Annotated in this window: 22 protein-coding genes and 1 tRNA gene; 11 read left to right on the top strand and 12 right to left on the bottom strand. The window is 42.9% G+C overall.

Translation table 11 applies throughout. The features are described 5' to 3' along the window. Positions 1-6: 6 nt before the first annotated feature. Positions 7-1821, bottom strand: a complete 1815-nt coding sequence (locus tag FW774_RS11555; RefSeq protein WP_149348322.1) for a tetratricopeptide repeat-containing sensor histidine kinase — start codon at positions 1819-1821, stop codon at positions 7-9. Positions 1822-2198: 377 nt separating this feature from the next. Here FW774_RS11555 and FW774_RS11550 point away from each other — a divergent pair, with 377 nt between their 5' ends. The 8 genes from FW774_RS11550 (at position 2199) to FW774_RS11515 (ending at position 10828) form a co-directional block, all read left to right on the top strand. Beyond that, positions 2199-2924: a DUF72 domain-containing protein gene (locus FW774_RS11550; protein WP_149348321.1), complete on the top strand. Its 726-nt coding sequence runs from the start codon at positions 2199-2201 to the stop codon at positions 2922-2924. Positions 2925-3159: 235 nt separating this feature from the next. Further along, positions 3160-3233, top strand: a tRNA-Arg gene (locus FW774_RS11545). A gap of 77 nt (positions 3234-3310) precedes the next feature. Further along, positions 3311-3880, top strand: a complete 570-nt coding sequence (locus FW774_RS11540; protein WP_149348320.1) for an adenylate kinase — start codon at positions 3311-3313, stop codon at positions 3878-3880. Between the two features lie 180 nt (positions 3881-4060). Beyond that, a complete protein-coding gene (gene obgE / locus FW774_RS11535; protein WP_149348319.1) occupies positions 4061-5062 on the top strand; it encodes a GTPase ObgE in 1002 nt (333 codons plus the stop codon). Between the two features lie 321 nt (positions 5063-5383). Next, positions 5384-6931: a sulfatase gene (locus FW774_RS11530; protein ID WP_242457802.1), complete on the top strand. Its 1548-nt coding sequence runs from the start codon at positions 5384-5386 to the stop codon at positions 6929-6931. Between the two features lie 77 nt (positions 6932-7008). After that, positions 7009-8490 carry an arylsulfatase gene (locus FW774_RS11525; protein WP_149348318.1) on the top strand — a complete coding sequence of 494 codons (1482 nt, stop codon included), beginning with the start codon at positions 7009-7011 and terminating at the stop codon, positions 8488-8490. 14 nt (positions 8491-8504) lie between these two features. Next, the gene (locus FW774_RS11520) at positions 8505-9830 is read left to right on the top strand and encodes a sulfatase-like hydrolase/transferase (RefSeq protein WP_149348317.1); all 1326 of its coding nucleotides are present in this window, start codon (positions 8505-8507) and stop codon (positions 9828-9830) included. Next, positions 9821-10828 carry a hypothetical protein gene (locus FW774_RS11515; RefSeq protein ID WP_149348316.1) on the top strand — a complete coding sequence of 336 codons (1008 nt, stop codon included), beginning with the start codon at positions 9821-9823 and terminating at the stop codon, positions 10826-10828. Before FW774_RS11520 ends, FW774_RS11515 begins: the two co-directional genes overlap by 10 nt. 83 nt (positions 10829-10911) lie before the next feature. Here the strand turns inward: FW774_RS11515 and FW774_RS11510 are convergent, their stop codons facing one another. From FW774_RS11510 to FW774_RS11480, 7 genes are all read right to left on the bottom strand, one after another. Next, positions 10912-11544: a DUF6266 family protein gene (locus FW774_RS11510; protein WP_149348315.1), complete on the bottom strand. Its 633-nt coding sequence runs from the start codon at positions 11542-11544 to the stop codon at positions 10912-10914. 525 nt (positions 11545-12069) lie between these two features. Beyond that, positions 12070-12276, bottom strand: a complete 207-nt coding sequence (locus tag FW774_RS11505) for a hypothetical protein (protein WP_149348314.1) — start codon at positions 12274-12276, stop codon at positions 12070-12072. A 9-nt stretch (positions 12277-12285) separates the two neighbouring features. After that, positions 12286-12573: a hypothetical protein gene (locus FW774_RS11500; RefSeq protein WP_149348313.1), complete on the bottom strand. Its 288-nt coding sequence runs from the start codon at positions 12571-12573 to the stop codon at positions 12286-12288. Beyond that, the gene (locus tag FW774_RS11495; protein WP_149348312.1) at positions 12573-13538 is read right to left on the bottom strand and encodes a hypothetical protein; all 966 of its coding nucleotides are present in this window, start codon (positions 13536-13538) and stop codon (positions 12573-12575) included. Before FW774_RS11495 ends, FW774_RS11500 begins: the two co-directional genes overlap by 1 nt. Before the next feature lie 10 nt (positions 13539-13548). Next, entirely contained in the window at positions 13549-13989 is a 441-nt protein-coding gene (locus FW774_RS11490; protein ID WP_149348311.1) for a heavy metal-binding domain-containing protein, read from the bottom strand. A gap of 360 nt (positions 13990-14349) precedes the next feature. Beyond that, complete coding sequence (locus tag FW774_RS11485; RefSeq protein ID WP_149348310.1) at positions 14350-15420, bottom strand: phosphotransferase enzyme family protein; 1071 nt, start codon at positions 15418-15420, stop codon at positions 14350-14352. Between the two features lie 78 nt (positions 15421-15498). Then, positions 15499-16512 carry a LacI family DNA-binding transcriptional regulator gene (locus FW774_RS11480; protein ID WP_149348309.1) on the bottom strand — a complete coding sequence of 338 codons (1014 nt, stop codon included), beginning with the start codon at positions 16510-16512 and terminating at the stop codon, positions 15499-15501. Positions 16513-16811: 299 nt separating this feature from the next. Here FW774_RS11480 and FW774_RS11475 point away from each other — a divergent pair, with 299 nt between their 5' ends. Next, positions 16812-18158 carry a Gfo/Idh/MocA family protein gene (locus FW774_RS11475; protein ID WP_149348308.1) on the top strand — a complete coding sequence of 449 codons (1347 nt, stop codon included), beginning with the start codon at positions 16812-16814 and terminating at the stop codon, positions 18156-18158. Positions 18159-18378: 220 nt separating this feature from the next. Here FW774_RS11475 and FW774_RS11470 read toward each other — a convergent pair whose 3' ends face one another. Together FW774_RS11470 and FW774_RS11465 are read right to left on the bottom strand one after the other, a co-directional pair. Then, the gene (locus FW774_RS11470; RefSeq protein ID WP_262714440.1) at positions 18379-18774 is read right to left on the bottom strand and encodes a PIN domain-containing protein; all 396 of its coding nucleotides are present in this window, start codon (positions 18772-18774) and stop codon (positions 18379-18381) included. Positions 18775-18788: 14 nt separating this feature from the next. Further along, complete coding sequence (locus FW774_RS11465; RefSeq protein WP_149348306.1) at positions 18789-18986, bottom strand: hypothetical protein; 198 nt, start codon at positions 18984-18986, stop codon at positions 18789-18791. A 227-nt stretch (positions 18987-19213) separates the two neighbouring features. Here FW774_RS11465 and FW774_RS11460 point away from each other — a divergent pair, with 227 nt between their 5' ends. Further along, the gene (locus FW774_RS11460; RefSeq protein ID WP_149348305.1) at positions 19214-19399 is read left to right on the top strand and encodes a hypothetical protein; all 186 of its coding nucleotides are present in this window, start codon (positions 19214-19216) and stop codon (positions 19397-19399) included. Positions 19400-19405: 6 nt separating this feature from the next. After that, positions 19406-19888: a hypothetical protein gene (locus tag FW774_RS11455; protein ID WP_149348304.1), complete on the top strand. Its 483-nt coding sequence runs from the start codon at positions 19406-19408 to the stop codon at positions 19886-19888. 185 nt (positions 19889-20073) lie between these two features. Here the strand turns inward: FW774_RS11455 and FW774_RS11450 are convergent, their stop codons facing one another. Together FW774_RS11450 and FW774_RS11445 are read right to left on the bottom strand one after the other, a co-directional pair. Then, a complete protein-coding gene (locus FW774_RS11450) occupies positions 20074-20928 on the bottom strand; it encodes an N-acetylglucosamine kinase (RefSeq protein WP_149348303.1) in 855 nt (284 codons plus the stop codon). Further along, positions 20909-21322, bottom strand: a complete 414-nt coding sequence (locus FW774_RS11445) for a response regulator (RefSeq protein ID WP_149348302.1) — start codon at positions 21320-21322, stop codon at positions 20909-20911. Before FW774_RS11445 ends, FW774_RS11450 begins: the two co-directional genes overlap by 20 nt. Between the last annotated feature and the right edge of the window lie 73 nt (positions 21323-21395).

Here is a 21395-nt window from a genome sequence, read left to right as displayed (position 1 = left end):
TTAGTGTTATACCGGTAACGTATTTTGCAGTTTTTCCTGCGTGATCTTGATAATTGTGGTAGTCCCCGCTTCTAAATGGGAGAGGCTTTCAAATTCTCCGCCGATAGCTGTTATCCGGTACTTCATATTTCGCAAACCATTGCCCTTACCCTTCAGGTGGTTAATATCGAATCCTTTTCCGTTATCGGCAATAATGATAGTTAGCAACTGGTTGGTATAGGTTAATTTTATAGAAACGGAATTACAGTCGGCATGCTTAATACAATTGTGAAGGGCTTCCTTAAGGGTTAAAAACAGGTTTCTTTGCACCTGCTGCGAAATTTTTAAACAAGGGATCTCGTCCTGTATATCTATTTCTGCGGCAACGGCACAGGTTTCTAAATAATCAGAACAATATTCTCTTATACGGGATGTCAGGTTATCTAAAGTGGCATTTTCGGGGTTTAAAACCCATATCAGATCCCGCATATTTTCTACCAGGTCTTTTGAAACCCGGGCAATGTTTGTAATCTCAGAACTTTCTAACGTATGGTTTTGCAATCGTGCAGTAGCCGAAGCCGCCATCAGCGTTATTTTTGATAAGCCCGAGCCTATATCGTCATGCATATCCTTAGCTATCCGGCTGCGTTCCTGATTTTGCGTTTGCCTGATGGCTTCGGCATGTTTTTTTAGCTGCTTGATTTGTTGAATGTGGTATAACGAATAACCTAAGCCCAGGCTAATAATTAAGATAATGCTGATAAAAAATAGCTGATAATTTTGTCTCTGGATAAGCAGCGCCTGTGCTTTAAGTTTCAGCGCATTAATTTGTCCGTTTTGTTTTAAGTGGTCAATTTGCCGGTTTTGTTTTTCTGTCTGATACAGGGTTTGCAGCTCCGCTAGTTTTTTTGAGCTTTCCAGGTTGATATAATCATTATTTACCTTTATAAATTGCTGGTTCCACCGGTAAGCGTTTTTAAAATCGCCTTTCCCGGCATAATCATCCGCTAAGCTGCTCAACGCCTCTACAATAATATTAGTTGCCCCGATAGATCTGGCCAGCGCTAAACTTTTAGTATTATAACGGATGGCCTGTGGGTAGTCTTTTAGCATGGCGTAAACGTTGCCAATGTTATTGAGGTTGGCGGCAATAAGGAAATTATCGCCTAATAATTCCGAATATTTTAGAGATTGTGTGTAAAAAGAGAGGGCTTTGGAGTAATTGCCCAGAAACTTGTAAACAATACCCATATTATTTAGCGAGAGTGCAATGCGGTCTGTTTTCTTTAATTTTTGATATACCTGCAATGCTTTTTGATAATTCTCTAAGGCCAGAGGATATTTTAATTGCTGCTCGTAAATAATGCCGGTATTGTTATAAATATCGGCTAAAAGCGATTCGTCTTTGATTTCCCTGGCAATGACTTCTGCTTTTTGATAATGGATCAAAGCTTGTCCGAAGTTTTTTTGCTCCTCATAAAGCGCACCAATATTTTCTTCTATTTTTCCCAATGATGCCTGGTCATTCTGCTCATCCGCCATGCGGGCAGCGGTTTGGTAATTTTTTAGTGCCTCGATAGATTTTCCTAATTGTGAGTAGGATTTGCCAATGCTGTTGTAAATAATGGTTTTTAGCTTCGTTTCTTTTTTTTGCTCCGCGATTTTTAACCTGTCAGCTAAGATCTGAATGGCCTGCTCATATTTTCCCTGCCTGTAAAGTATCTCCGATTGTACAAGAACAGGATCCGTTTGTTGGGAAGATGCGGAAGAAACAAAAAAAGTTGAGGCGAAAATTCCTATAAATAGTTTTTTAAGAACATTACTAAGATGTTTTAATCTCATAGCAAGGCATTTGTTTGTAAATGTAATAATTATAGTCCTGTGATAATGTGTTTAGAACATGTTTAAATTTTATGTATGTGGTCATTGTTGGAAGGACGGTGGAGACACCGTCCAGGGCCTCAGCCGGGGCTGGTGTCTCCACCAGCAGCAATAAAAACATTGATTTCATGAAATTTAAACATGTTTTTAGAGACAGATCCCTGTAAGGGGAAGGAAGCAAAGGAATTTCCCGGTTTTGGAACCAACCTGTCACCTCCAATTACTCAGGTGAATAACCGGAGAAACTGGCCTCGGAAATGAAGAGAACAAAGCCCTGAGCTTCGCTCGTATAACCTAAAACCTAAAACTTGCATAGCTGTTAACCTGTAAAATACATTATGCTGACGTGGTACATTGGTTGCTCGGGATTTTACTACAAAAGCTGGAAAGGTGCATTCTATCCCGAAGACCTGCCGCAAAAAAAGTGGTTCGATTATTACTGCCGGCATTTTAACACGCTGGAACTGAATGTAACGTTTTACCGCTTTCCGAAGCTTTCTTTTTTGCAGAACTGGTATGCAAAAAGCCCCGGGAATTTCCGCTTTGCCGTTAAAGCGCCGCGGACGATTACGCACTACAAAAAATTTACCGGTACAGCAGAGCTTCTGGCCGATTTTTATTCGGTTATCAACCAGGGGCTGCAACATAAGCTGGGTTGTGTGCTGTTCCAGATGCCGCCCAGCCTGACGTATGCAGAAGAACGTCTTGAAAAAATTATCAGCAGTTTGGATGAAGCCTTTCTGAACGTGGTAGAGTTCAGGCATGCCAGCTGGTGGCGGCAGGATGTGTACGATGAACTGGCCCGGCACAATATCAGTTTCTGCGGCATGAGCCATCCTTCGCTTCCCGGCGATGTGATTGCCAATACACCGCACCTGTATTACCGCATGCATGGCGAAAGTCAGCTTTATGCCTCAAATTATTCGGATGAACAACTGGAGAAACTGGCTTCGAAGATCAAAGCAAGCCAGGGTGTTAAAGAAGCTTATGTGTATTTTAATAACGATATTCATGCCTACGCCATTGGCAATGCGCAATACCTTCAGAAACTGGCCGGGTCATGAAACCCGATCCCTTACTGAGCTTAAGCGCTTTTTTCTGATAAAAAAGTTATCAAAAGATTACAGTTCCTTGCTGCCTGTCTGTTCGTTTTGGCACGCCGGCCTGATGATTAGGCTCAAAAAGTCCCGTCACCCTGCACCTGCGTTAGAAAACGGCAATATTGCTGCATGGACGATATTTTTTTAAAAATATTTAGCAGATTAAAGGTAAACTTCTATCTTTGCAGTCCAATTAAACGGACCTGTAGCTTAATTGGATAGAGCACCTGACTACGGATCAGGAGGTTAGGGGTTCGACTCCCTTCAGGTCCACGATAATTAAAGTTTAGTAAGAAGCCTTTTCGCCCTATAAAAACCGGAAAGGCTTTTAATTTTAAACCCCATACTAAATGCTTAACCTGGTTATATTTGGCCCTCCCGGAGCGGGAAAAGGCACTCAATCCCAAAAGTTAATTGATAAATATCAGTTAGTGCACATCTCAACAGGCGATCTGTTCAGGGCTCATATCCAGGAACAGACCGGGCTTGGTAAAAAGGTAAGTCAGCTGATTGCCGATGGCCAGTTAGTACCCGACGCGATTACCATAGCCATGCTTGAAGAAGAGGCTGATAAAAATAAAGATGCCAGGGGCTTTATTTTCGATGGCTTTCCGCGTACGGTTCCTCAGGCAGAAGCGCTTGACGCATTTTTAAAGAGCAAAGGAACAGCTATAACCGGTGTTATTGCGTTGGATGTAGACCAGGAAGAGCTAAGCCGTCGTATTGCAGAACGCAAAAAGCTGACCAACCGGGTAGATGATGATGCCGATAAGCTGAAAAAACGCATTGACGAATATTTCAATAAAACTATTCATGTGCTGCCTTATTATGAAGCGCAAGGAAAGCTCACACGGGTAAACGGCATTGGCGATATTGACCAGATCTTTGCCGAGTTAACTGCAGTAATTGATTCGTATTAAGTAATTGTAGAAAGTATCTAAAATGTATAGTATCGTTGTTATGAGGAATCCTGTATAAGGAGAGCAGTCTTGAATTAAAAGATTGCTTCGTCATGCTTCCTCGCAATGACGCTTATTTATAGATACTTTCTTTTATTTTTAACCTTACGCCTTATCCTTTAGCTTAAAGCTTTTAAATCCATGTCTCAGGGTTCAAACTTTGTAGATTATGTAAAAATTTGTTGCCGCTCAGGGCATGGTGGGGCAGGCTCTGCCCATTTGCATCGCGATAAATTTACTTCAAAAGGTGGCCCTGACGGGGGAGACGGAGGCCGTGGCGGACATATTATCTTAAAAGGCAACAGCCAGCTTTGGACGTTGTTGCACCTGAAATACCGTAAGCATGTTATTGCTGAGAATGGCACACCCGGAGGCAGTGCGCTTAAGCATGGTAAAAACGGAACGGATGAAATACTGGAAGTTCCATTGGGAACCATTGCCCGAAATGCCGAAACCGGCGAAATACTGTTTGAAATAACCCGCGACGGGCAGACAAAAATTCTTACTCCCGGTGGCCGGGGAGGTTTAGGCAACTGGCATTTTAAAACCGCTACCTTGCAAACGCCGCGTTTTGCACAGCCCGGCGAACCGGGTAAAGAAGAGTGGATGATCCTTGAGCTTAAAGTGCTGGCCGATGTAGGTTTGGTGGGCTTTCCCAATGCTGGAAAATCAACCCTGCTTTCTGTTATATCCGCTGCAAAACCTGAAATTGCCGATTATCCCTTTACTACCATCGTGCCTAATTTGGGCATTGTTTCCTACCGTGATGGAAAGTCGTTTATTGTAGCCGATATTCCCGGCATTATAGAAGGCGCTTCGCAGGGTAAAGGTTTGGGATTTCGCTTTTTGCGGCATATAGAACGTAATTCCGTGCTGCTGTTTATGGTTCCTGCCGATACTTCACGTACCATCCGCCAAGAGTATGAAATATTACTCCATGAATTGCAGCAGTACAATGCAGAGCTGATGCATAAACCCCGGCTATTGGCCATTACCAAATCGGATATGCTGGATAATGAGCTGATTGCAGAAATGAAACAGCAACTACCGGCCGGTATTCCCTTTGTTTTCATCTCTTCGGTTGCCCAAACCGGATTGACCGAACTGAAAGATATGCTGTGGAAGAAAATTAACGAAGGGTAGCTGCCTGATTATCTGAAGATTTTCACGTGAGGTATTCCCGGGCCAGACACCACGGAGTTTTTTCATGCAAAACTTGTAAGATTTTCACACAAAATTCATGGTAATAAATAAAACGCCAATGCTCCCGGCGTGACCTTCTTAATGTTTTTGTCTGGGATATTTCACGAAAGATGAATTGATCACCCGGTCTTTTTAAAATTCTTAAAAAATATTATTATTCTATATTCTTTTTGTTTTTATTTGTTTAATTTGGTTTTGTTTTTATCGGTGATTAATGCCGGGCAAAAACATAATGATCTGTAACCAATTAATTCTTACTTCATGAACCGGTCTTTTACAGCAAAAAGAATTTCGTTTATACTCTGCATCATGGTATTATTAGCCAGTGCAGGGCTGCATGCGCAACAGAAACCTAATATTATTGTATTCCTGGTAGATGATATGGGCTGGATGGATACCTCGCTGCCTTTTGGCGATAAGGTAATGCCCTTAAATAAACGTTTTCACACGCCCAATATGGAGCGTTTGGCTACCGAAGGCATGAAGTTTACCCATGCCTACGCAGCGCCGGTATGTACACCATCGCGGGTAAGCTTTATGTCGGGAATGAATGCAGCCCACCACCGGGTAACCAACTGGACATCGGTGCTGAAAGATGAACCATCTGATTTTGATCATGAGAAAAATCCCCTGAAAACTCCTGACTGGAATATTAATGGCATGAGCCCGGTCAAAGGTATTTCGCAGACGGTATATGCCACGCCGCTGGCAGAGCTGCTCAAGGAAGCCGGTTATTTCACCATTCATGTTGGTAAAGCGCATTGGGCGGCGGCAGGCACACCGGGAGCCAGCCCGTATAATATGGGTTTCCTGGTCAATGTAGCCGGTAATGTGGCTGGTATGCCGCAGAGTTACCTGAGCGAGGATAACTATGGCAACATACCCGGTAAGACCACGTATTATGCCGTTCAGAACATGACGGAATATTACGGTACGCATACCTTCCTTACCGAAGCGCTCACACGCGAGGCGCTTAAAACCCTGGATCATCCCATCCGTACCCACCAGCCGTTCTTTTTATATATGGCGCATTATGCCGTACATCTTCCGGTAAATGCCGATGACCGTTTCTTTGATAAATACCTGAAAGCCGGCCTGGACTCGGCACAGGCAAAGTATGCCAGCATGATCGAAGGCATGGACAAAAGCCTGGGCGATATCATGGATTTCCTGAAGCAGAAGAATATAGATCAGAACACCATTATCCTGTTCATGTCTGATAACGGCGGAAATAGCATATCGCCGGCCAAGGGAGATAAGCTACATACCGGTAATTTGCCGTTGCGTGAAGGCAAGGGTTCGGTGTACGAAGGCGGTATCCGCGAACCTATGATCGTAAAGTGGCCAGGCGTGGTAAAACCCGGTTCGGTGACCGATCAGCCGGTAATTATCGAAGATTATTTTCCCAGCCTGCTGGAGATGGCCGGTGTCAAAAATCCTAAAGTGGTACAGCCGGTTGACGGTAAAACCTTTGTGCCTATCCTGAAAGGGAATAGTAACGTATATCCCGACAGGATATTTACCTGGCATTATCCCAATAAATGGAAGAAAAAAGACCTGCACGATATTGATTACCTGAGCGCCATACGCCAGGGCGATTGGAAGCTGGTTTACCGCATGCTCACTAAAAAGCTGGAATTGTATAACCTGAAGACCGATATTGGCGAACAACATGACCTGGCGGCGCAATATCCCGATAAGGTGAAAAAACTGGCCGCTTTACTGGGAGAGCAGTTCAGAAGCTGGGGCGCTTTAATGCCCTCGTATAAGGCAGGCGGGCAGCAGGTTCCCTGGCCGGATAAATTGTAATGCGGACAGGATTAGACAAGCCAATATTCAGTGCCGGGTAATAAATCAGGATAAAAACCTATAAATAAACCATACCAATGAGGAAATTTATATTAGTGCTACTGTGCTATGGCCTGGCTGCAGAAGCAGTTATAGCCCAGCAAAAGCCAAATATTATTTTTATCCTGGCCGATGACCTGGGATATTACAGCCTGGGCGCTTTTGGACAAAAACTGATCAAAACGCCTAACCTGGATAAGCTGGCAGCCAATGGCATGACGTTCACCAACTTTTATTCCAACCAGATGTGCTCGCCAAGCCGTGGAAGTTTACTAACCGGTATGCACCAGGGGCATGGATTGATACGCGGGAACCATGAGCTGGGCGGTTATGCCGATTCGCTGGAATACGGGCAGATGCCTTTACAGGCTAATATGCAAACCATGGGCACTGAGCTTCAGAAAGCCGGTTATGTAACTGCAGTAACCGGCAAGTGGGGCGTAGGTGGCCCGAATTCTACCGGGGTGCCTAACCTGCAGGGTATCGACTTCTTTTACGGATACCTGGATCAGAAGCAGGCACAAAATTATTATCCTACACATTTATGGCGTAATGAAGTACGGGAGCCGTTGCCGAATACCTATGTAAGCGTACATCCTAAAAATATAAAGATCAATGATCCTAACGATCCGGGTTCGTATGCCGTCTATAAAGGCAAGGTCTATTCGGCCGATACCATTCACCGGGAGACCCTGAAATTCATTGAAGCACACAAGGATAAACCATTCTTTTTAGAAATGGCCTATACGCTTCCGCACATGGCCTTGCAGGTTCCTGACAGGGCGCTGGCACAATACAAAGGTAAATTTGATGATAAACCTTACCTGGCAGAAAAAGGATATATTCCCAACCAGTATCCCCGGGCCACCTATGCGGCCATGATCTCCTTGCTGGATAGTTATGTAGGAGAGGTAGTAGCCTTGCTTAAAAAACACGGATTGGATAAAAATACGCTGATTGTATTTACCGGCGATAACGGTGCGGCCAAGGTAGGCGGCTGTGATCCGGATTATTTCGGGTGCAGCGGAACTTTGCGGGGCCGTAAGGGAACCATTTACGAGGGCGGTATCAAAGAGCCTTTTATTGCCTGCTGGCCCGGCGTTATAAAACCGGGAACCACATCCGGCCATTTAAGCGCCATTTGGGATCTGATGCCTACCTTTCTGGATGCTGCCGGTGTAAAACATGTAAAAGGAATAGATGGCGTCTCATTTTTGCCCACGCTAAAACAACAGGGAGCACAGCAGCAGCATGAATTTTTATATTGGGAGCGCCATGGCAAAAATGGTAAAAGTATGCATGAGCAGGCCGTACGTTTCGGCGATTGGAAAGCGCTGAAAATAACCGGGAACAACCAGGTTAAGATAGAACTGTATAACCTGAAACAGGATATGTCGGAAAAAAATAATGTGGCTAAGCAGCACCCGGATCTGGTACGTAAAGCCGAAGCCTGTTTTCAAACCCGCAGGTTGGCGGTTATTCCCGAGTGGAATTTCGGCGAGCCAACCGAGGATAATTAACAGGCAGATATACCATGAACAAAAACAGATTAATGCGGGTTAATGCTTTCGCGATCATCCTGATGCTGTCGCTGATCGCTTCTCGCGGATGGGCGCAGCATGATCCTATACAACCGTTTCAGGGCAAAGTTGGTCGGACACTGGCCGATTCACGGCAATGGTGGGCGCCCAAAGTAAAAGCGCCTACAGATGCTCCAAATGTGATCTGGATATTGCTGGACGACACGGGTTTTGGCGCTGCCAGTGCCTTTGGCGGCCTGATAGAAACACCCACGTTTGATTACCTGGCCAATAACGGCTTGCGCTATACCAATGCCCATAATACCGCCATTTGCGGGCCTACCCGGGCGGCCCTGTTAACAGGTCGTAATCATCACATGGTGGGTATGGGTCATCATCCCGACTGGGCGGCAGGTTTCCCCGGATATAATGGCGATATTCCGTTTGAGGCAGGCACTATTGCTGAAATCATGCGTGAAAATGGCTATAATACGTTTGCCCTGGGAAAATGGCATTCTACCCGGCCAGATCAGATATCGCCCGCAGGCCCCTTTAACCGGTGGCCAACGGGACGTGGATTTGAGCACTTTTACGGATTTATGGCCGGTGCTACCGATCAATGGCATCCTGAAATGGTGGAAGAAACCAGTCAGATCAATATCGAACCGAATAAGAAGCATCTCAATCAGCTGATAACCGACAAAGCCATTCAATACATTGCCGATCAAAAATCGGCAGCGCCCGGTAAACCGTTTTTTATGTATTACGCCCCTGGTGCAACACACGCCCCGGCACAGGTAGCGCCCGAATGGATCGCGGAGTATAAGGGTAAGTTTGATAAAGGCTGGGATAGTTATCGTGAAGACGTATTTAAACGTCAGCAGGCTATGGGCTTGTTTCCCAAAGGAACGAAGCTGCCGCCTCGCCAACCGGGATTAAAAGCCTGGAATTCCCTGTCGGGTGATGAACAGAAAGTACTTGCACATTTTATGGAAGTATACGCGGGATATTTGTCTTATACCGATCATGAGATTGGCCGGCTTATTGATTACCTGCGGGATATCGGTCAACTGGACAATACCCTTATTTTTGTCATGATCGGCGACAACGGCGCCACCAAAGAGGGCAGCTATTATGGCCGTGCCGGTACACGCAATGGCTTTAATGCAGGCGATGTGGAACATGGCGAGGGCATGGACTATTTGTTGAGCAAGTACGATGAATTGGGCTCTGAAACTACCTATACAACTATCCCGCTGGGCTGGGCCCAGGCTACCAATACCCCCTTTAAATACTGGAAGAGCGATGCCAATGGCGAGGGCGGCAGTCATTGCCGCTGATCGTATTCTATCCTAAAGGTATTCACGATAAGGGGGGCGTACGGATGCAGTATAACCACGTGATCGATGTATTGCCGACCACGGTAGAGCTAACCGGTACAACCATTCCCGATACCATTAACGGGTATCCGCAAATGCCCATACAGGGTATCAGTTTCGCCTATTCCATAAACCAACCTGATGCACCCTCAAAACATACGGTACAGTATTATGAGCTGCATGGCGGACGGGCCATGTATAAGGATGGCTGGAAGGCCGAAGCCTATCACCCTAAAACCTATAAGCTCAGGCCCGAATCCGGCCCGGATACCCGGGATATTAATTTTCGTGCACCGCTGGATTATAATGAGGATCAATGGGAATTATATAACCTGAATAACGACTGGACGGAGACCACAAACCTGGCTGCAAAGTATCCTGAAAAGCTGAAAGAGCTGAAGGCGCTCTTCGGGCAGGAAGCCATCAAAAATCATGTGTATCCGCTTAAGGACTTTCATGAGGGAACGCCAAAAGACCGGGTGAAACCCCAAACGGTATTATACGGGCAAAGTTCCTCCCGTTTCCCGGTACCGATCGGCAAATTACCGGTGAAGATCACGGCGAATATTGAAATAACCAACACAAATAACGAAGGGATTATTTTTGCTCATGGCGATTTATTCGGTGGCAATGTACTCTATATTAAAAACGGCCTGGTGCATTTCGTAATGAATAAGGCGCAGAAAGAAGTATCCTTGCAGGCATCAGCGCCTTTGGCGACAGGTAAACATACTATCCGTGTGGAATTCTTAACAGATAAGGTACGCCTGCTTGCCGATGAACAGGAACTGGCGGTCATGCCGACCAATGCAGCTAAAGGTTTGCTGGGTAATACTGCCTATAGCGTAGGCATATCGGTAGGTAAAAGCATGAATTCACCGGTTTCTAAATCGTATAGCGGACCTTTTCCTTTTACCGGGAAGATCAGCACGGTGGTTATAGAACAGCAGGGGAAATAGGTTGTATGTTAAAGGATGGAAGTGTAAAAGTGCCCGGCTGTGCTATTATCGAGTGTAAAAATATTTTAACGGTTACCCAGGTATTACAAGATAACACTGCCCAGGTACTGACTACGTGAAACCCGTTTTCGGTCGGCAGAGGCAAACCCGATAAAAAGCTCGGAACGGTAACCTTGTAGTTTAACATCATAGGCCAGTGTATAGTGAAGGTCCCCACGTGTAGCCTGGGCTATTGTAAAAATACTGTCGTGTTGTTCGGGCAGGTATAGTAACACCATCAGCTCGTCGGAGACTTTGGCTCTGTGATTATAGCGGGACTTCCAGCTTATTTCTGCAATGCCGGTGTTGGTTACCTGTACCGCCGGTTCATCTGCACCCAGCAGATCGCCGTCACTTAATACCAATGAGGCGTAATCTACAGTTTCATCGCTTTCGTCCTGTAAAGGTAACAGCCGGTGGTTCAGATTATAAGCGGCGTTATAAGCGGTCATTCGCCCGGAATAATACATTAACCCGATGCTGGTAAACGGTTTAAAAGGGGCCAGCCATTTGTTTACAGTCGCAAAACGGCTCTGGTTGGCCAGTTGTCCGCTTGTTCGTTTGGCAGGCTTTGCCGGTAAGGCCCTGATATATGCGATGTCTCTCCAGGTAGCGCCTACTACATTGCCAACCTTGCCGCTTACCGGTCCGTTAATGCCATATTTTAATCGTCCCATAAGTAACATTCTCCTGCATAAAGGTGTGAGTGAATTTTGTGAAATTAAAGATACCAATAATAATATATAACTTATAATTAATAGCTATTTTATTCGTAATTAGTCGAATGATAGACGAACAAGATACGAATAATATACCTATAAATACCGTTTAAATAATTACACTGATTAACTCAAGGTTAACTGATGATGTGCGCTTTGAGGACTTAGTACACATCCTGATTCGATATGTGGTCTGATAATAATATGTTTCTATACGTTTTTTTGTGCATTAAGGTTAAATGTGTAACTTGCTTTTGCTAACCATTTGCTGCCGACGCTCTCAGGGGGGGGAAATATTGCTTCGTTAGGTTAGTATAAAGAAGTTTAGGGAATAAAAGGGAGTTGATGTAAATAAGAAAGGCGAGTTGCCCCGCCTTGAATGTTTTCACAACGTATGGTGTTGAATTAGAAAAGCAACACGGGTTGCTCTAAATATCAGAATTTCAAAGGGCGAAAGCAATTCACAACAGTGTTGAATAACAGTCAATATACATTTAGATTGTAATGAACGGCATACCCCGCAACTAAGCGTAAAGGAATTTCCCTTAATCCCCGTTCCGAATAATTAAGCACTTTAACGGTGATGTCTGTCTTAGCGCTAACTTCTTCAAGCGTGCCGCAATATGTTTTTCTAAAGTATTTTAGCCGGGCGGCAATCTCTTTATCTACCTCGTAGGTTATTTTGGGCATGGTAAATAATTATTTAGAGCTTGTGATTATATTATTCTTAATAAGCTCATTGATATAATCATTTTGAGATTTGGTGCATTTTGCAAAAGCTTTGAAAAAGTCCTTATCTACTTTGCATTGCTGGCTCATAGATTTAATAAGGTAATCATCTATATCCTGCCCGTTATGGCTTGTCCTGGTTTTGGCTATTAATGTGCCATTATGCCAAAATTCATAAAAATGATGATGGGAATCAGAATTTACAAACCCTTTTTTAAGCAGGTTTTGCCGGGTCTTTTTGTCTTTTAGAACAGCCATTATTTGTTTTTTACATTATCAACTAATAACAATATAAACTGCTTAGCACGCTGCAAATGCTCACTTAACTGTTTATCAGGAAGCCCTGCTATTCTTTGATAGGTGTAATCAAACTGACTGTAAAAATCCTCTTCGGCCTCTTTGATGCTATTACCGTAAGCATAAATATCCAGTAATGGACTATCTATTGTATATGCAGATTTATCTACCTTATTTAAGGTAAATGGAATCTCACTCCTTAAATGATAGATTCTATGCTCTGTCTCGATATACTCCAGCCTGACCGCCAATGTTGTTTCTTTTTCAGTGTAAAGATGCAAGTCTTTTTTGTAAAATTTAGGCTTTTTGCTTTCTAATGAACTGACTTTAAGTGATGCGAATACCTCTATGCGTTCATTGTTTTTCAGGTTTTCTTTTGGCGTTTTGGCGTATAGCTCATTTTTATGAGTTATATCCATTCGTCTTACCTTAGCGATACTTTTATATTGCTGTTTGCCATCAGGCAGTCTTTTAATAATAGTAAATGGCTTTGTGCCTGCCGAATTGCTGAAACTATAAACCGCATCAATGACCTCATTTCTTATTTCAGGAATATCATATTTATCCGCAATGGCCTTAAAATTACCCTTATTTATATTTTGAATAACAAAGTTGAAATCATGGTTTAATTCTTTCATCTCATCATCCAAGGGAAATAATAAGTTGGGAAGTTCTTTAATGCGCCAGGCCGGTTGCGCAGACCCGGGATAAAAGCCTGTAAAAACTAATTTCGTTAGGTCTGGTGATATTTTATCCTTAGTATTGGCGTACTTCATTAAAACATCAATAAGGCGTTGCGTATTGTCGCCTATCTTCTTTAATATCTCCCAGCTAAGGGTATGGTCTTTCTCATCTTTTCCGGCTACACTAAAAGCAATCTCCTGCTGGAGTATTATTTGCTCGTTTGGTTTCTTTTTAGCTGCCATATCTTTTATTTCACCTTTTTATCGCCATGCCAGAGGCTGAATAGCCTTGGATAAAACTAAATCCACTTGAAGTGCTATAAATAGGGGTTATTTTTAAATTTATGATTGCATTAGCACCCTGTGATTTAGCATTATCAACTAATAAATCAACTGCCTTTTGTGCTGTTGCTGAAATAACCTTTATTTTGCCTTCATATCTATTCCCATAAACATTATCAATTTCTTTTTTAGGTATTTCGTCACCCTTTTCTTTCTCATAGCCAGTTGATATATAGCTCTGGACATTAGACAATGGCGTATATTCAAAGTTCACACTATTTGATTCTGTTATAAAGAATCCAGATTGAGAATAAGGGCGATAATCAACAGTTATTATAGAACTTGCCATTTGCTTAACTGTACAAGAGCTTAATAATAGTAATAGAATGGAAGTGTAAATTAAATTTTTCATAAAATTTATATTTTAATTAATAATTTGATTTTTTCAATATATCAGTCAATAAGCAAAGTCGCCTTAGTTGCTCTAAATATCAGAATTTCAAAGGGCGAAAGCAATTCACAACAGGTCAATTTGCATGGTCGTACAAAAAAGAGTTGCTCTAAATATCAGAATTTCAAAGGGCGAAAGCAATTCACAACCCCCCATCTATTCATTCCGTGCTCATCCAATGTTGCTCTAAATATCAGAATTTCAAAGGGCGAAAGCAATAATAAACAACTTGGTCGGCGTTAGTATCACTGACTTATACCAATATTAACCCGACACCAATGTGAATGGTTAGGATTTTACTTTGCTCAACTCTCGCTTTAATCATCCTATTTTAACATCATCCCTGAAACCCAGAACAATTTCCTGAAACTGCAGTTCTGCTTCGATGTATTTGTTGAGCAATACAAACTGGTTTTGCGCCCTTACCAGGTTATGGCCGGGATAGGCTTCTCCGTAATAAATATCATTATTGAGGTAATCGGTAAGGAAACGGATAGCCTGCATATAAATGATGAATTTGCCGGCATAAACAAACAGGTCTTTTTCTTCGGCGGTAAGCGAATGGGCTAACTGGGTATAATATCCCTCAATAATGGCTTTAAAGAACTCAACCCGCACGCTGATTTTGCTGAAATCCTTTTCTTCCTCATTGGCCGGCGACAGGTAAGTGCGCATCATATCACCTAAGTCGCTGATAAAGTAACCCGGCATTACCGTGTCCAGGTCAATAACGCAAAGCCCGTTATCCTCATCATCAAACAGTACATTGCTGATTTTGGTATCGTGATGAATAACCCGTTTCGGAATGTGATTATTGCTGACAATATGCTCGTATAGATCGGCAATATGCTGATGCTTATTAGCCTCGTCAATAGCTGCCTGAGCAGCCTTGATTCGTTCAGGACGAGCGTTGTGATAAGCACTTTTGAACTGATCAATGCGTAACGACAGGTTGTGAAAATCCGGAAGCGTATAGTGCAGGCTGTTAGCGTCAAAATCAGAAAGCAAACAGGTAAATTTACCAAACTGGCTTGCTGCCTGGTAAGCCTGCTTCACGGTGTAAACCGTATCTATGGTATGAGAGCCTTCAACAAACGGCGCCAGCCGGTAATAATCGTTACCGTTTTTTACCATGAATTTACCATCCCGGGTACGAACCGGCGAAACAAACAAATACCTGGGATAACGTTGTGCCAGGTAATTGTCTATTTTTTCAATATTTTCAGAAATCTGATCGGGATGCTTGAAAACGTTTGTATTAACCCGCTGAAGAATATAAGAGTTAGTATTTCTACGGACTTTCCAGGTATGGTTTATCAGTCCGCTGCCAAATTCTTCAATAATAAATTTGTCTGGTTGCAGGTCAAAAGCCTTAAGAATATCACCAAGCATGCGTATTAAATTTACCCTCAAACCTAACGAATTATTGGCTTAACTCTCTGCGCAAACGTTTGATTTATTTTGCCTGTATCAATGTACAGCGTTGTTTTCTACCAGTTGCGATTCAATAATGGTTTGATAAAATGCCTGCTGTTCATTTTTGGTATTGAGCAGATCCAGTAAAATTTCGGTGGCTTTCTGGCCCTGCTGATAGGGAAACTGCTCTACCGAAGCTACCGGCGTATGATCCAGGTAATTAATTACCGGAAGATTGGCATAGCTTACAATCTCAATATCTTTTATCAGGTTCAGGCTTCGGGCATATTTAATGGTAAAAAGCGATACATAATCGTTAAATGTTACAATAGCCGATGGTTTTCGTTTATTGGCCATTAACACATCTACGGCGGCCTGAGTGCTTTCTTCGGTAAGGTCGCAGCTTACAACCAGGCTGGGGTCAAACTTTAGCCGGTTTTTCAGCATGGCCTTAATATACCCTTCGCGACGTTCGCTGCTGGCGTATAGCGTGGCGGGGCCGTTTATCATGCCGATAGTCCGATGTCCGCGTTTCAGCAGGTAGCTCACTGCTTCTATTGTACCGGTTTCAATATTGCAGGCTACATAATGAATATCCGGGATAGGAGGGATGCGGTCAAAAAATACCGTAGGAATATGATATCGCTTAAGCATATCAAAATGCTCAAAGCTGGCAGTGGTTTTAGCTACCGATACCAGCAGGCCATCCACCCGGTGATTTTTCATCTTTTCTACCAACTGTTTTTCCTTTTGTTCATCATCGTGCGATTGGGCCAGCAAAACCGTATAATTCCGTTTATATGCCGTATCTTCAATGGCGCTGATAGCGGATGAAAAGAAATCTTCAGAAAGTTCGGGCAGGATAACACCGATAGTGTATGTTTTGCCTTTCTGGAAGAATATAGCGGTTTGATTAGGCTCATACCGTAGTTCCTGCGCTAACTTTTTAACTTTGATACGGGTAGTAAGGCCGATGCTCGGATGATCATGCAATGCCCGTGAAACGGTTGATACCGAAATGTTCAAGAGCCTGGCAATTTCTTTTATGGTAGCGGGTTTGTCTGACATGCGCACGGGTAAAGAAGCAGCCTAAAAGTAGGAATTTTGCACTGTAATGTAAAATATGAGAAATGCGGATGCATTTTCAAATGGTTGCATCATATTTATTTTTGCAGGCGGTGGCGACGACGGCTTGCCGGGGCTGGTGTCTTCACCAGCCGACAACTATTTGAAATAAGGCATTCCGGAATGTCCTCATTGTAAAATATCAAACGTTTGCGTTGTAATAATCGGGTTAAAATTCGGTTAAGGTCATAGTTAATCCTAACTTCATGGCAGTAATCTATACACAACAATTAAAATTAAACATGGAAAGAAGAGATTTTATTAAAAATTCGGCTATTGCGGCAGCGGGCTTTGCCATTTTACCATCGGGCAGCCTGTTTGCCGATACAGGAAAAGTACGGTTAGGCTACATCGGAGTAGGTATGCGTGGCCGTGTTCATATTGGCTCGGCGTTACTGCGTGACGATGTTGAAATTGTAGCGATATGCGATACGCAGGAAGATTCGCTGAAACATTGCCGTGAGCAGATTGCCAAAGCCGGTAAGCCGGCAGCACAGGAATATACCGGCGGCCTGGATGCTTATAAAAAACTTCTGGACAGAAAAGATATTGATGCTGTAATTATTTCTACACCCTGGCAGTTTCACCGCGATCAGGCTGTTGATGCCATGAAGGCTGGGAAATACGTGGGTTGCGAGGTAATTGCCGGTTTAACCGTACAAGACCATTGGGATATTGTGAATACATCCGAGAAAACGGGTGTACCCTATATGACGCTTGAAAACGTATGTTATCGCCGGGATGTGCTGGCCGTATTAAATATGGTGCGCCAGGGCTTGTTCGGCGAGCTGGTGCATCTTGAAGGCGGATATCAGCACGATTTACGTAATGTGCTGTTTAACGATGGAAAACAGGCTTACGGAGGCGGAGTGAAATTTGGTAAAGAGGGATATAGCGAAGCCCAATGGCGAACCCAGTTCAACATTGACCGGGACGGCGATTTGTACCCGACGCATGGTGCAGGCCCGGTAATGCAATATATTGACATTAACCGGGGTAACCGCTTTACCAACCTGGTGTCTTTTAGCTCTAAGGCCCGCGGACTTGCCGCTTATGTGGAAGAACTGTCGCCCGGACATCCGAACGCTAAAATTAACTATAAAGAGGGCGATGTGGTTACCACGATGTTGAATTGCGCCAATGGCGAAACCGTTTTGCTGACGCACGATACACACCTGCCAAGGCCATACTCTATTGGTTTCAGGGTACAGGGAACCAAAGGTATCTGGATGGATGTAGCCAAATCAATCTATATTGAACATCAGTCGAAGAAAGATGATCAATGGGATTCAACCAAGGAGTGGTTTGAAAAATACGATCATCCGCTGTGGAAGAAGTACGGATCAAATGCTAAAGGTGCAGGACATGGCGGTATAGACTGGTTTGTGTTTAACGCTTTTGTTAAAGCCGTGAAAGAAAAGAAACAAACACCGATTGATGTGTATGATTCGGTAACAATGAGCGTAATCAGTCCGTTATCAGAGAAATCTATTAAAGAAGGCAATAAGCCACAGGAAGTTCCTGACTTTACCCGTGGCAAATGGAAAACACGCAAGAATACATTTGCATTAGATGATAGTGGATATTAATCCGCTGTTTCTGAGCTCATCTTATCTGGCGCAAGCTTAAGCGGTTGCTTTGTGCAGAGGCTTAGCTTGTGCCAGATTCATATCTGGTTAAAGCGATACAATCCCATAGCTCGACGGGATTTGTAACCATAGCTCGACGGGATTTGCAATCCCGTTGCTGATAATCCCGGATTTGTAATCCGCATTTCTTATACAAAAATATTTGACGCTGTTTATCTGCTTACAGGAAATGAATTGATAAAGAAGTATGAGGCTGAATACGCATAAAATCTTTGTAATTACAGGTATATATGTCAGAGCAATATTGCTCCGCGATTGCGGTATGCAGGCAATCGTTAAAATCTTTAAAGCCGATAATCTTTGCCAGCTCTATTGCCCTGGTAAATTCTATTAGCCCATATTGTATCGGCATAGCAGACATTAATGGATGCACTTTTGAGATTATAAAAGATTCTGACTGCCTGAGCTTCGCCGGTACAAAACCAACTTCCTGTATACTTAGCCATGAAATGGAAAAGCGATTTTCCAGGGCCAATGCCTCTATTATATTATTGGCTTTTAAATGCAGATCTGTATTCTGATTAACCAGGGAATGAATCAGTACATCTGTATCAATATACGTCGTGTTAATTATTCGGTAGGATATTGAGAGTCATCAATAAGGCGACGAATATCTGTTTCCTGGGATATTTTGGGTGCTTGTTGCCGGTTTTGCTGAATCATTTCGAGCAGGCCGGTTTGTGTTTTTTCTTGTGGCTTTACCGATTTCACCGTAATTTCGACTTCTTGTCCTGCAAACATAGTTTTAAGAGTCTTTAGAAAAGCCATACTTATTTCCTGTTAAACGATAGGTGGTTTGCATAATACTCAAAAATACTAAAATATTTTATTCGTTTGTGGTAATGATATTTTAAATGGATGCTATAACTGGTTTGTTTGAGAGGCAGGCTAATAGAAGATGCATACTATATAGATAATATGGGTGTTTTGTAATTTTGCGCCTGACTGCTAAGTCGTAAATTTGTATTTTTATAATCGGTATAAGATTAACTTGTATGAGCATATCTGGGAAGAAAGACAACAATAGTATTACCAGTATTACCGAGGCCGAAATAGCATTGCTTAAGGAGGGTCTTAATCGCTCGTACAAAGAACGCTTTGAAATGGCAACCCGGCTTTATAAGGTACAACAGACCTTGCAGAAAGCAGTTATAATTCATAAACCATCCATTAGCAAATAAATTAATATGGATGTTTTTGATGAGGATATTCTGAATTTTTGGAGAAGCCTGGAAACCTGTAATGTAGCATACATTATAGTAGGAGGATATGCAACAAACTTACATGGATTTCAACGATTTACCGGAGACCTGGATATTTGGATACAGGATTCTCCTGAAAATAGAAAACGGCTTCGCAATGCATTCAATGCGTATGGATTTGGAGATATCCCCCAATTGGAAACCATAACTTTTATTGCCGGTTGGACAGACTTTCATCTCAATAATGGTTTACGATTGGATATTTTAACAGAAATGAAAGGATTAGAAGAATATTCTTTTGATGCATGTCTGTCATTAGCTTCTGTAGCTAATATAGATGGTATCCATGTGCCATTTTTGCATATCAATCAACTTATTGCCAACAAAAAGGCTGTAAACAGACCCAAAGACCAGCTTGATGTACAAGCACTGGAGCATATTATAAAGCTTCGTGTAAACAATGAATAACACTGGATAAGTTTTGATAGTAGTACAGGCAAATATTAACTAAACCGGATTGAAGTGGATACCGGCCCTGTGCGGAATGCTCCGCGAGGTACCGGGGCAGGCCGCAGGCGTATGAACGTAAAGCCGGGCTGCCGGAACCCACGGGCAATGGTTTTGCTTTTCTAAAAAAGAAGAAAGAGCTGTTATTAGCTTGCTGCTTCGCGTTTAACAATAAATTCGAACAGCTCGTGAATGGGCTTTTGGAGTACCTTACCCACTTTTACTGATTTTTGTTTACAGGCTGTCAGTAATATATCCTTAAAATGCCAGGCAATGGAGCCTACGAAATGAAACGTATGCTGATGGTAATCGGGATAGGTAAGTATATGGGTATCAATAAATTCGTTAAAGCCGTTTTTAAGCAGGTTTTGGGTGTACTCGTGTGTTCGTACCTCGCTTAAAAACCTTGCAAACGAGGCCAGGTACAGGTTGCCGCCCGGTTGCTGGTACAGCTTTTTGGTAATGGTTTCGTGGTCAACGGTATAATTGCTGCTGAATGCCTGCGCCACTTCATCAGGCATATTGCCGTACATGTAATCGGTGATAAGCTTCTTGCCGTAGTACGTGCCGGAGCCTTCATCGCCGAGGATATAGCCCAAACCGTGTACGCCGTTTATAACGTTTTTTCCATCGAAGAAAGCAATGTTGGAGCCAGTTCCTAATACGCAGCTGAAGCCTTTTCCTGTTCCACAGGTTGCGTAGGCGGAGCCAATACTATCGCTGTCAACGCTGATAAAGGCATTTTTGAAGAACGCCGATAACCCGTTAGAAACTGTTTCATGCTTATCGGGAGTGGAGCAGCCGGCCCCGAAAAAGTATATTTCTGTTACCTGAGCTGCATAGGGCTGAATGGCTGAGGTATTGGCAATTATCTTGGTTATTTCGTTTTCGTTGAGAAAGTAGGGGTTAAGTCCGGGAGTATGAAATTCAAGCGCTTTGGAATCGGGTAACTTCAGCATCCAGTCTGTTTTGGACGATCCGCTATCTGCTACTAATATCATTTTTAATTGCTGTAAGGCTTTGTGAGGTTAAGGGTTTACCAATAAAGTTTGTTACCAGTTTACTTTCTTCCACCTTTTTAAGGTCGGTTGGATCAAGCGACGAAGATAACATATATATTTTAATGTTGTGTTGCAGGATATTATCCATTGCATTAAGTCGTTTTAAAAAATCAAAACCGCTTATTTCAGGCATCCTGATATCCAGGAAGATAATTTCGGGTATATTTTGGTTTTCTGTTAAAGCCTGCTGTATAAAATCCAGCGCTTCCTGCGGAGATTCATAAATAATGATGTTTTCTGAAAAATCATTGTTTTCCAATAACTTGCGGCTTATCAGGTTGTCAATGTAATTATCGTCAACCAGCAATACGGTTTTGTATCGGTGGATTTCCATAAACACGAAATTAGTATTTTTACTTTGCCATTAATATTAAGTAAAAATATAATGAACGGAAAATTGTTTAAAG

The organism is Pedobacter sp. BS3, from assembly GCF_008274585.1.
Lineage (GTDB): Bacteria > Bacteroidota > Bacteroidia > Sphingobacteriales > Sphingobacteriaceae > Hufsiella_A.
The sequence above is the reverse complement of the archived record's forward strand: the minus strand, read 5'-3'. Positions and strand labels throughout refer to the sequence as shown.

Excerpts from the sequence above, each read along its gene's own strand:
- FW774_RS11555 (WP_149348322.1), bottom strand. The coding sequence starts at position 1,821 with ATGAGATTAAAACATCTTAGTAATGTTCTTAAAAAACTATTTATAGGA.
- FW774_RS11550 (WP_149348321.1), top strand. The coding sequence starts at position 2,199 with ATGCTGACGTGGTACATTGGTTGCTCGGGATTTTACTACAAAAGCTGG.
- FW774_RS11540 (WP_149348320.1), top strand. The coding sequence starts at position 3,311 with ATGCTTAACCTGGTTATATTTGGCCCTCCCGGAGCGGGAAAAGGCACT.
- obgE (WP_149348319.1), top strand. The coding sequence starts at position 4,061 with ATGTCTCAGGGTTCAAACTTTGTAGATTATGTAAAAATTTGTTGCCGC.
- FW774_RS11530 (WP_242457802.1), top strand. The coding sequence starts at position 5,384 with ATGAACCGGTCTTTTACAGCAAAAAGAATTTCGTTTATACTCTGCATC.
- FW774_RS11525 (WP_149348318.1), top strand. The coding sequence starts at position 7,009 with ATGAGGAAATTTATATTAGTGCTACTGTGCTATGGCCTGGCTGCAGAA.
- FW774_RS11520 (WP_149348317.1), top strand. The coding sequence starts at position 8,505 with ATGAACAAAAACAGATTAATGCGGGTTAATGCTTTCGCGATCATCCTG.
- FW774_RS11510 (WP_149348315.1), bottom strand. The coding sequence starts at position 11,544 with ATGGGACGATTAAAATATGGCATTAACGGACCGGTAAGCGGCAAGGTT.
- FW774_RS11505 (WP_149348314.1), bottom strand. The coding sequence starts at position 12,276 with ATGCCCAAAATAACCTACGAGGTAGATAAAGAGATTGCCGCCCGGCTA.
- FW774_RS11500 (WP_149348313.1), bottom strand. The coding sequence starts at position 12,573 with ATGGCTGTTCTAAAAGACAAAAAGACCCGGCAAAACCTGCTTAAAAAA.
- FW774_RS11495 (WP_149348312.1), bottom strand. The coding sequence starts at position 13,538 with ATGGCAGCTAAAAAGAAACCAAACGAGCAAATAATACTCCAGCAGGAG.
- FW774_RS11490 (WP_149348311.1), bottom strand. The coding sequence starts at position 13,989 with ATGAAAAATTTAATTTACACTTCCATTCTATTACTATTATTAAGCTCT.
- FW774_RS11485 (WP_149348310.1), bottom strand. The coding sequence starts at position 15,420 with ATGCTTGGTGATATTCTTAAGGCTTTTGACCTGCAACCAGACAAATTT.
- FW774_RS11480 (WP_149348309.1), bottom strand. The coding sequence starts at position 16,512 with ATGTCAGACAAACCCGCTACCATAAAAGAAATTGCCAGGCTCTTGAAC.
- FW774_RS11475 (WP_149348308.1), top strand. The coding sequence starts at position 16,812 with ATGGAAAGAAGAGATTTTATTAAAAATTCGGCTATTGCGGCAGCGGGC.
- FW774_RS11465 (WP_149348306.1), bottom strand. The coding sequence starts at position 18,986 with ATGGCTTTTCTAAAGACTCTTAAAACTATGTTTGCAGGACAAGAAGTC.
- FW774_RS11460 (WP_149348305.1), top strand. The coding sequence starts at position 19,214 with ATGAGCATATCTGGGAAGAAAGACAACAATAGTATTACCAGTATTACC.
- FW774_RS11455 (WP_149348304.1), top strand. The coding sequence starts at position 19,406 with ATGGATGTTTTTGATGAGGATATTCTGAATTTTTGGAGAAGCCTGGAA.
- FW774_RS11450 (WP_149348303.1), bottom strand. The coding sequence starts at position 20,928 with ATGATATTAGTAGCAGATAGCGGATCGTCCAAAACAGACTGGATGCTG.
- FW774_RS11445 (WP_149348302.1), bottom strand. The coding sequence starts at position 21,322 with ATGGAAATCCACCGATACAAAACCGTATTGCTGGTTGACGATAATTAC.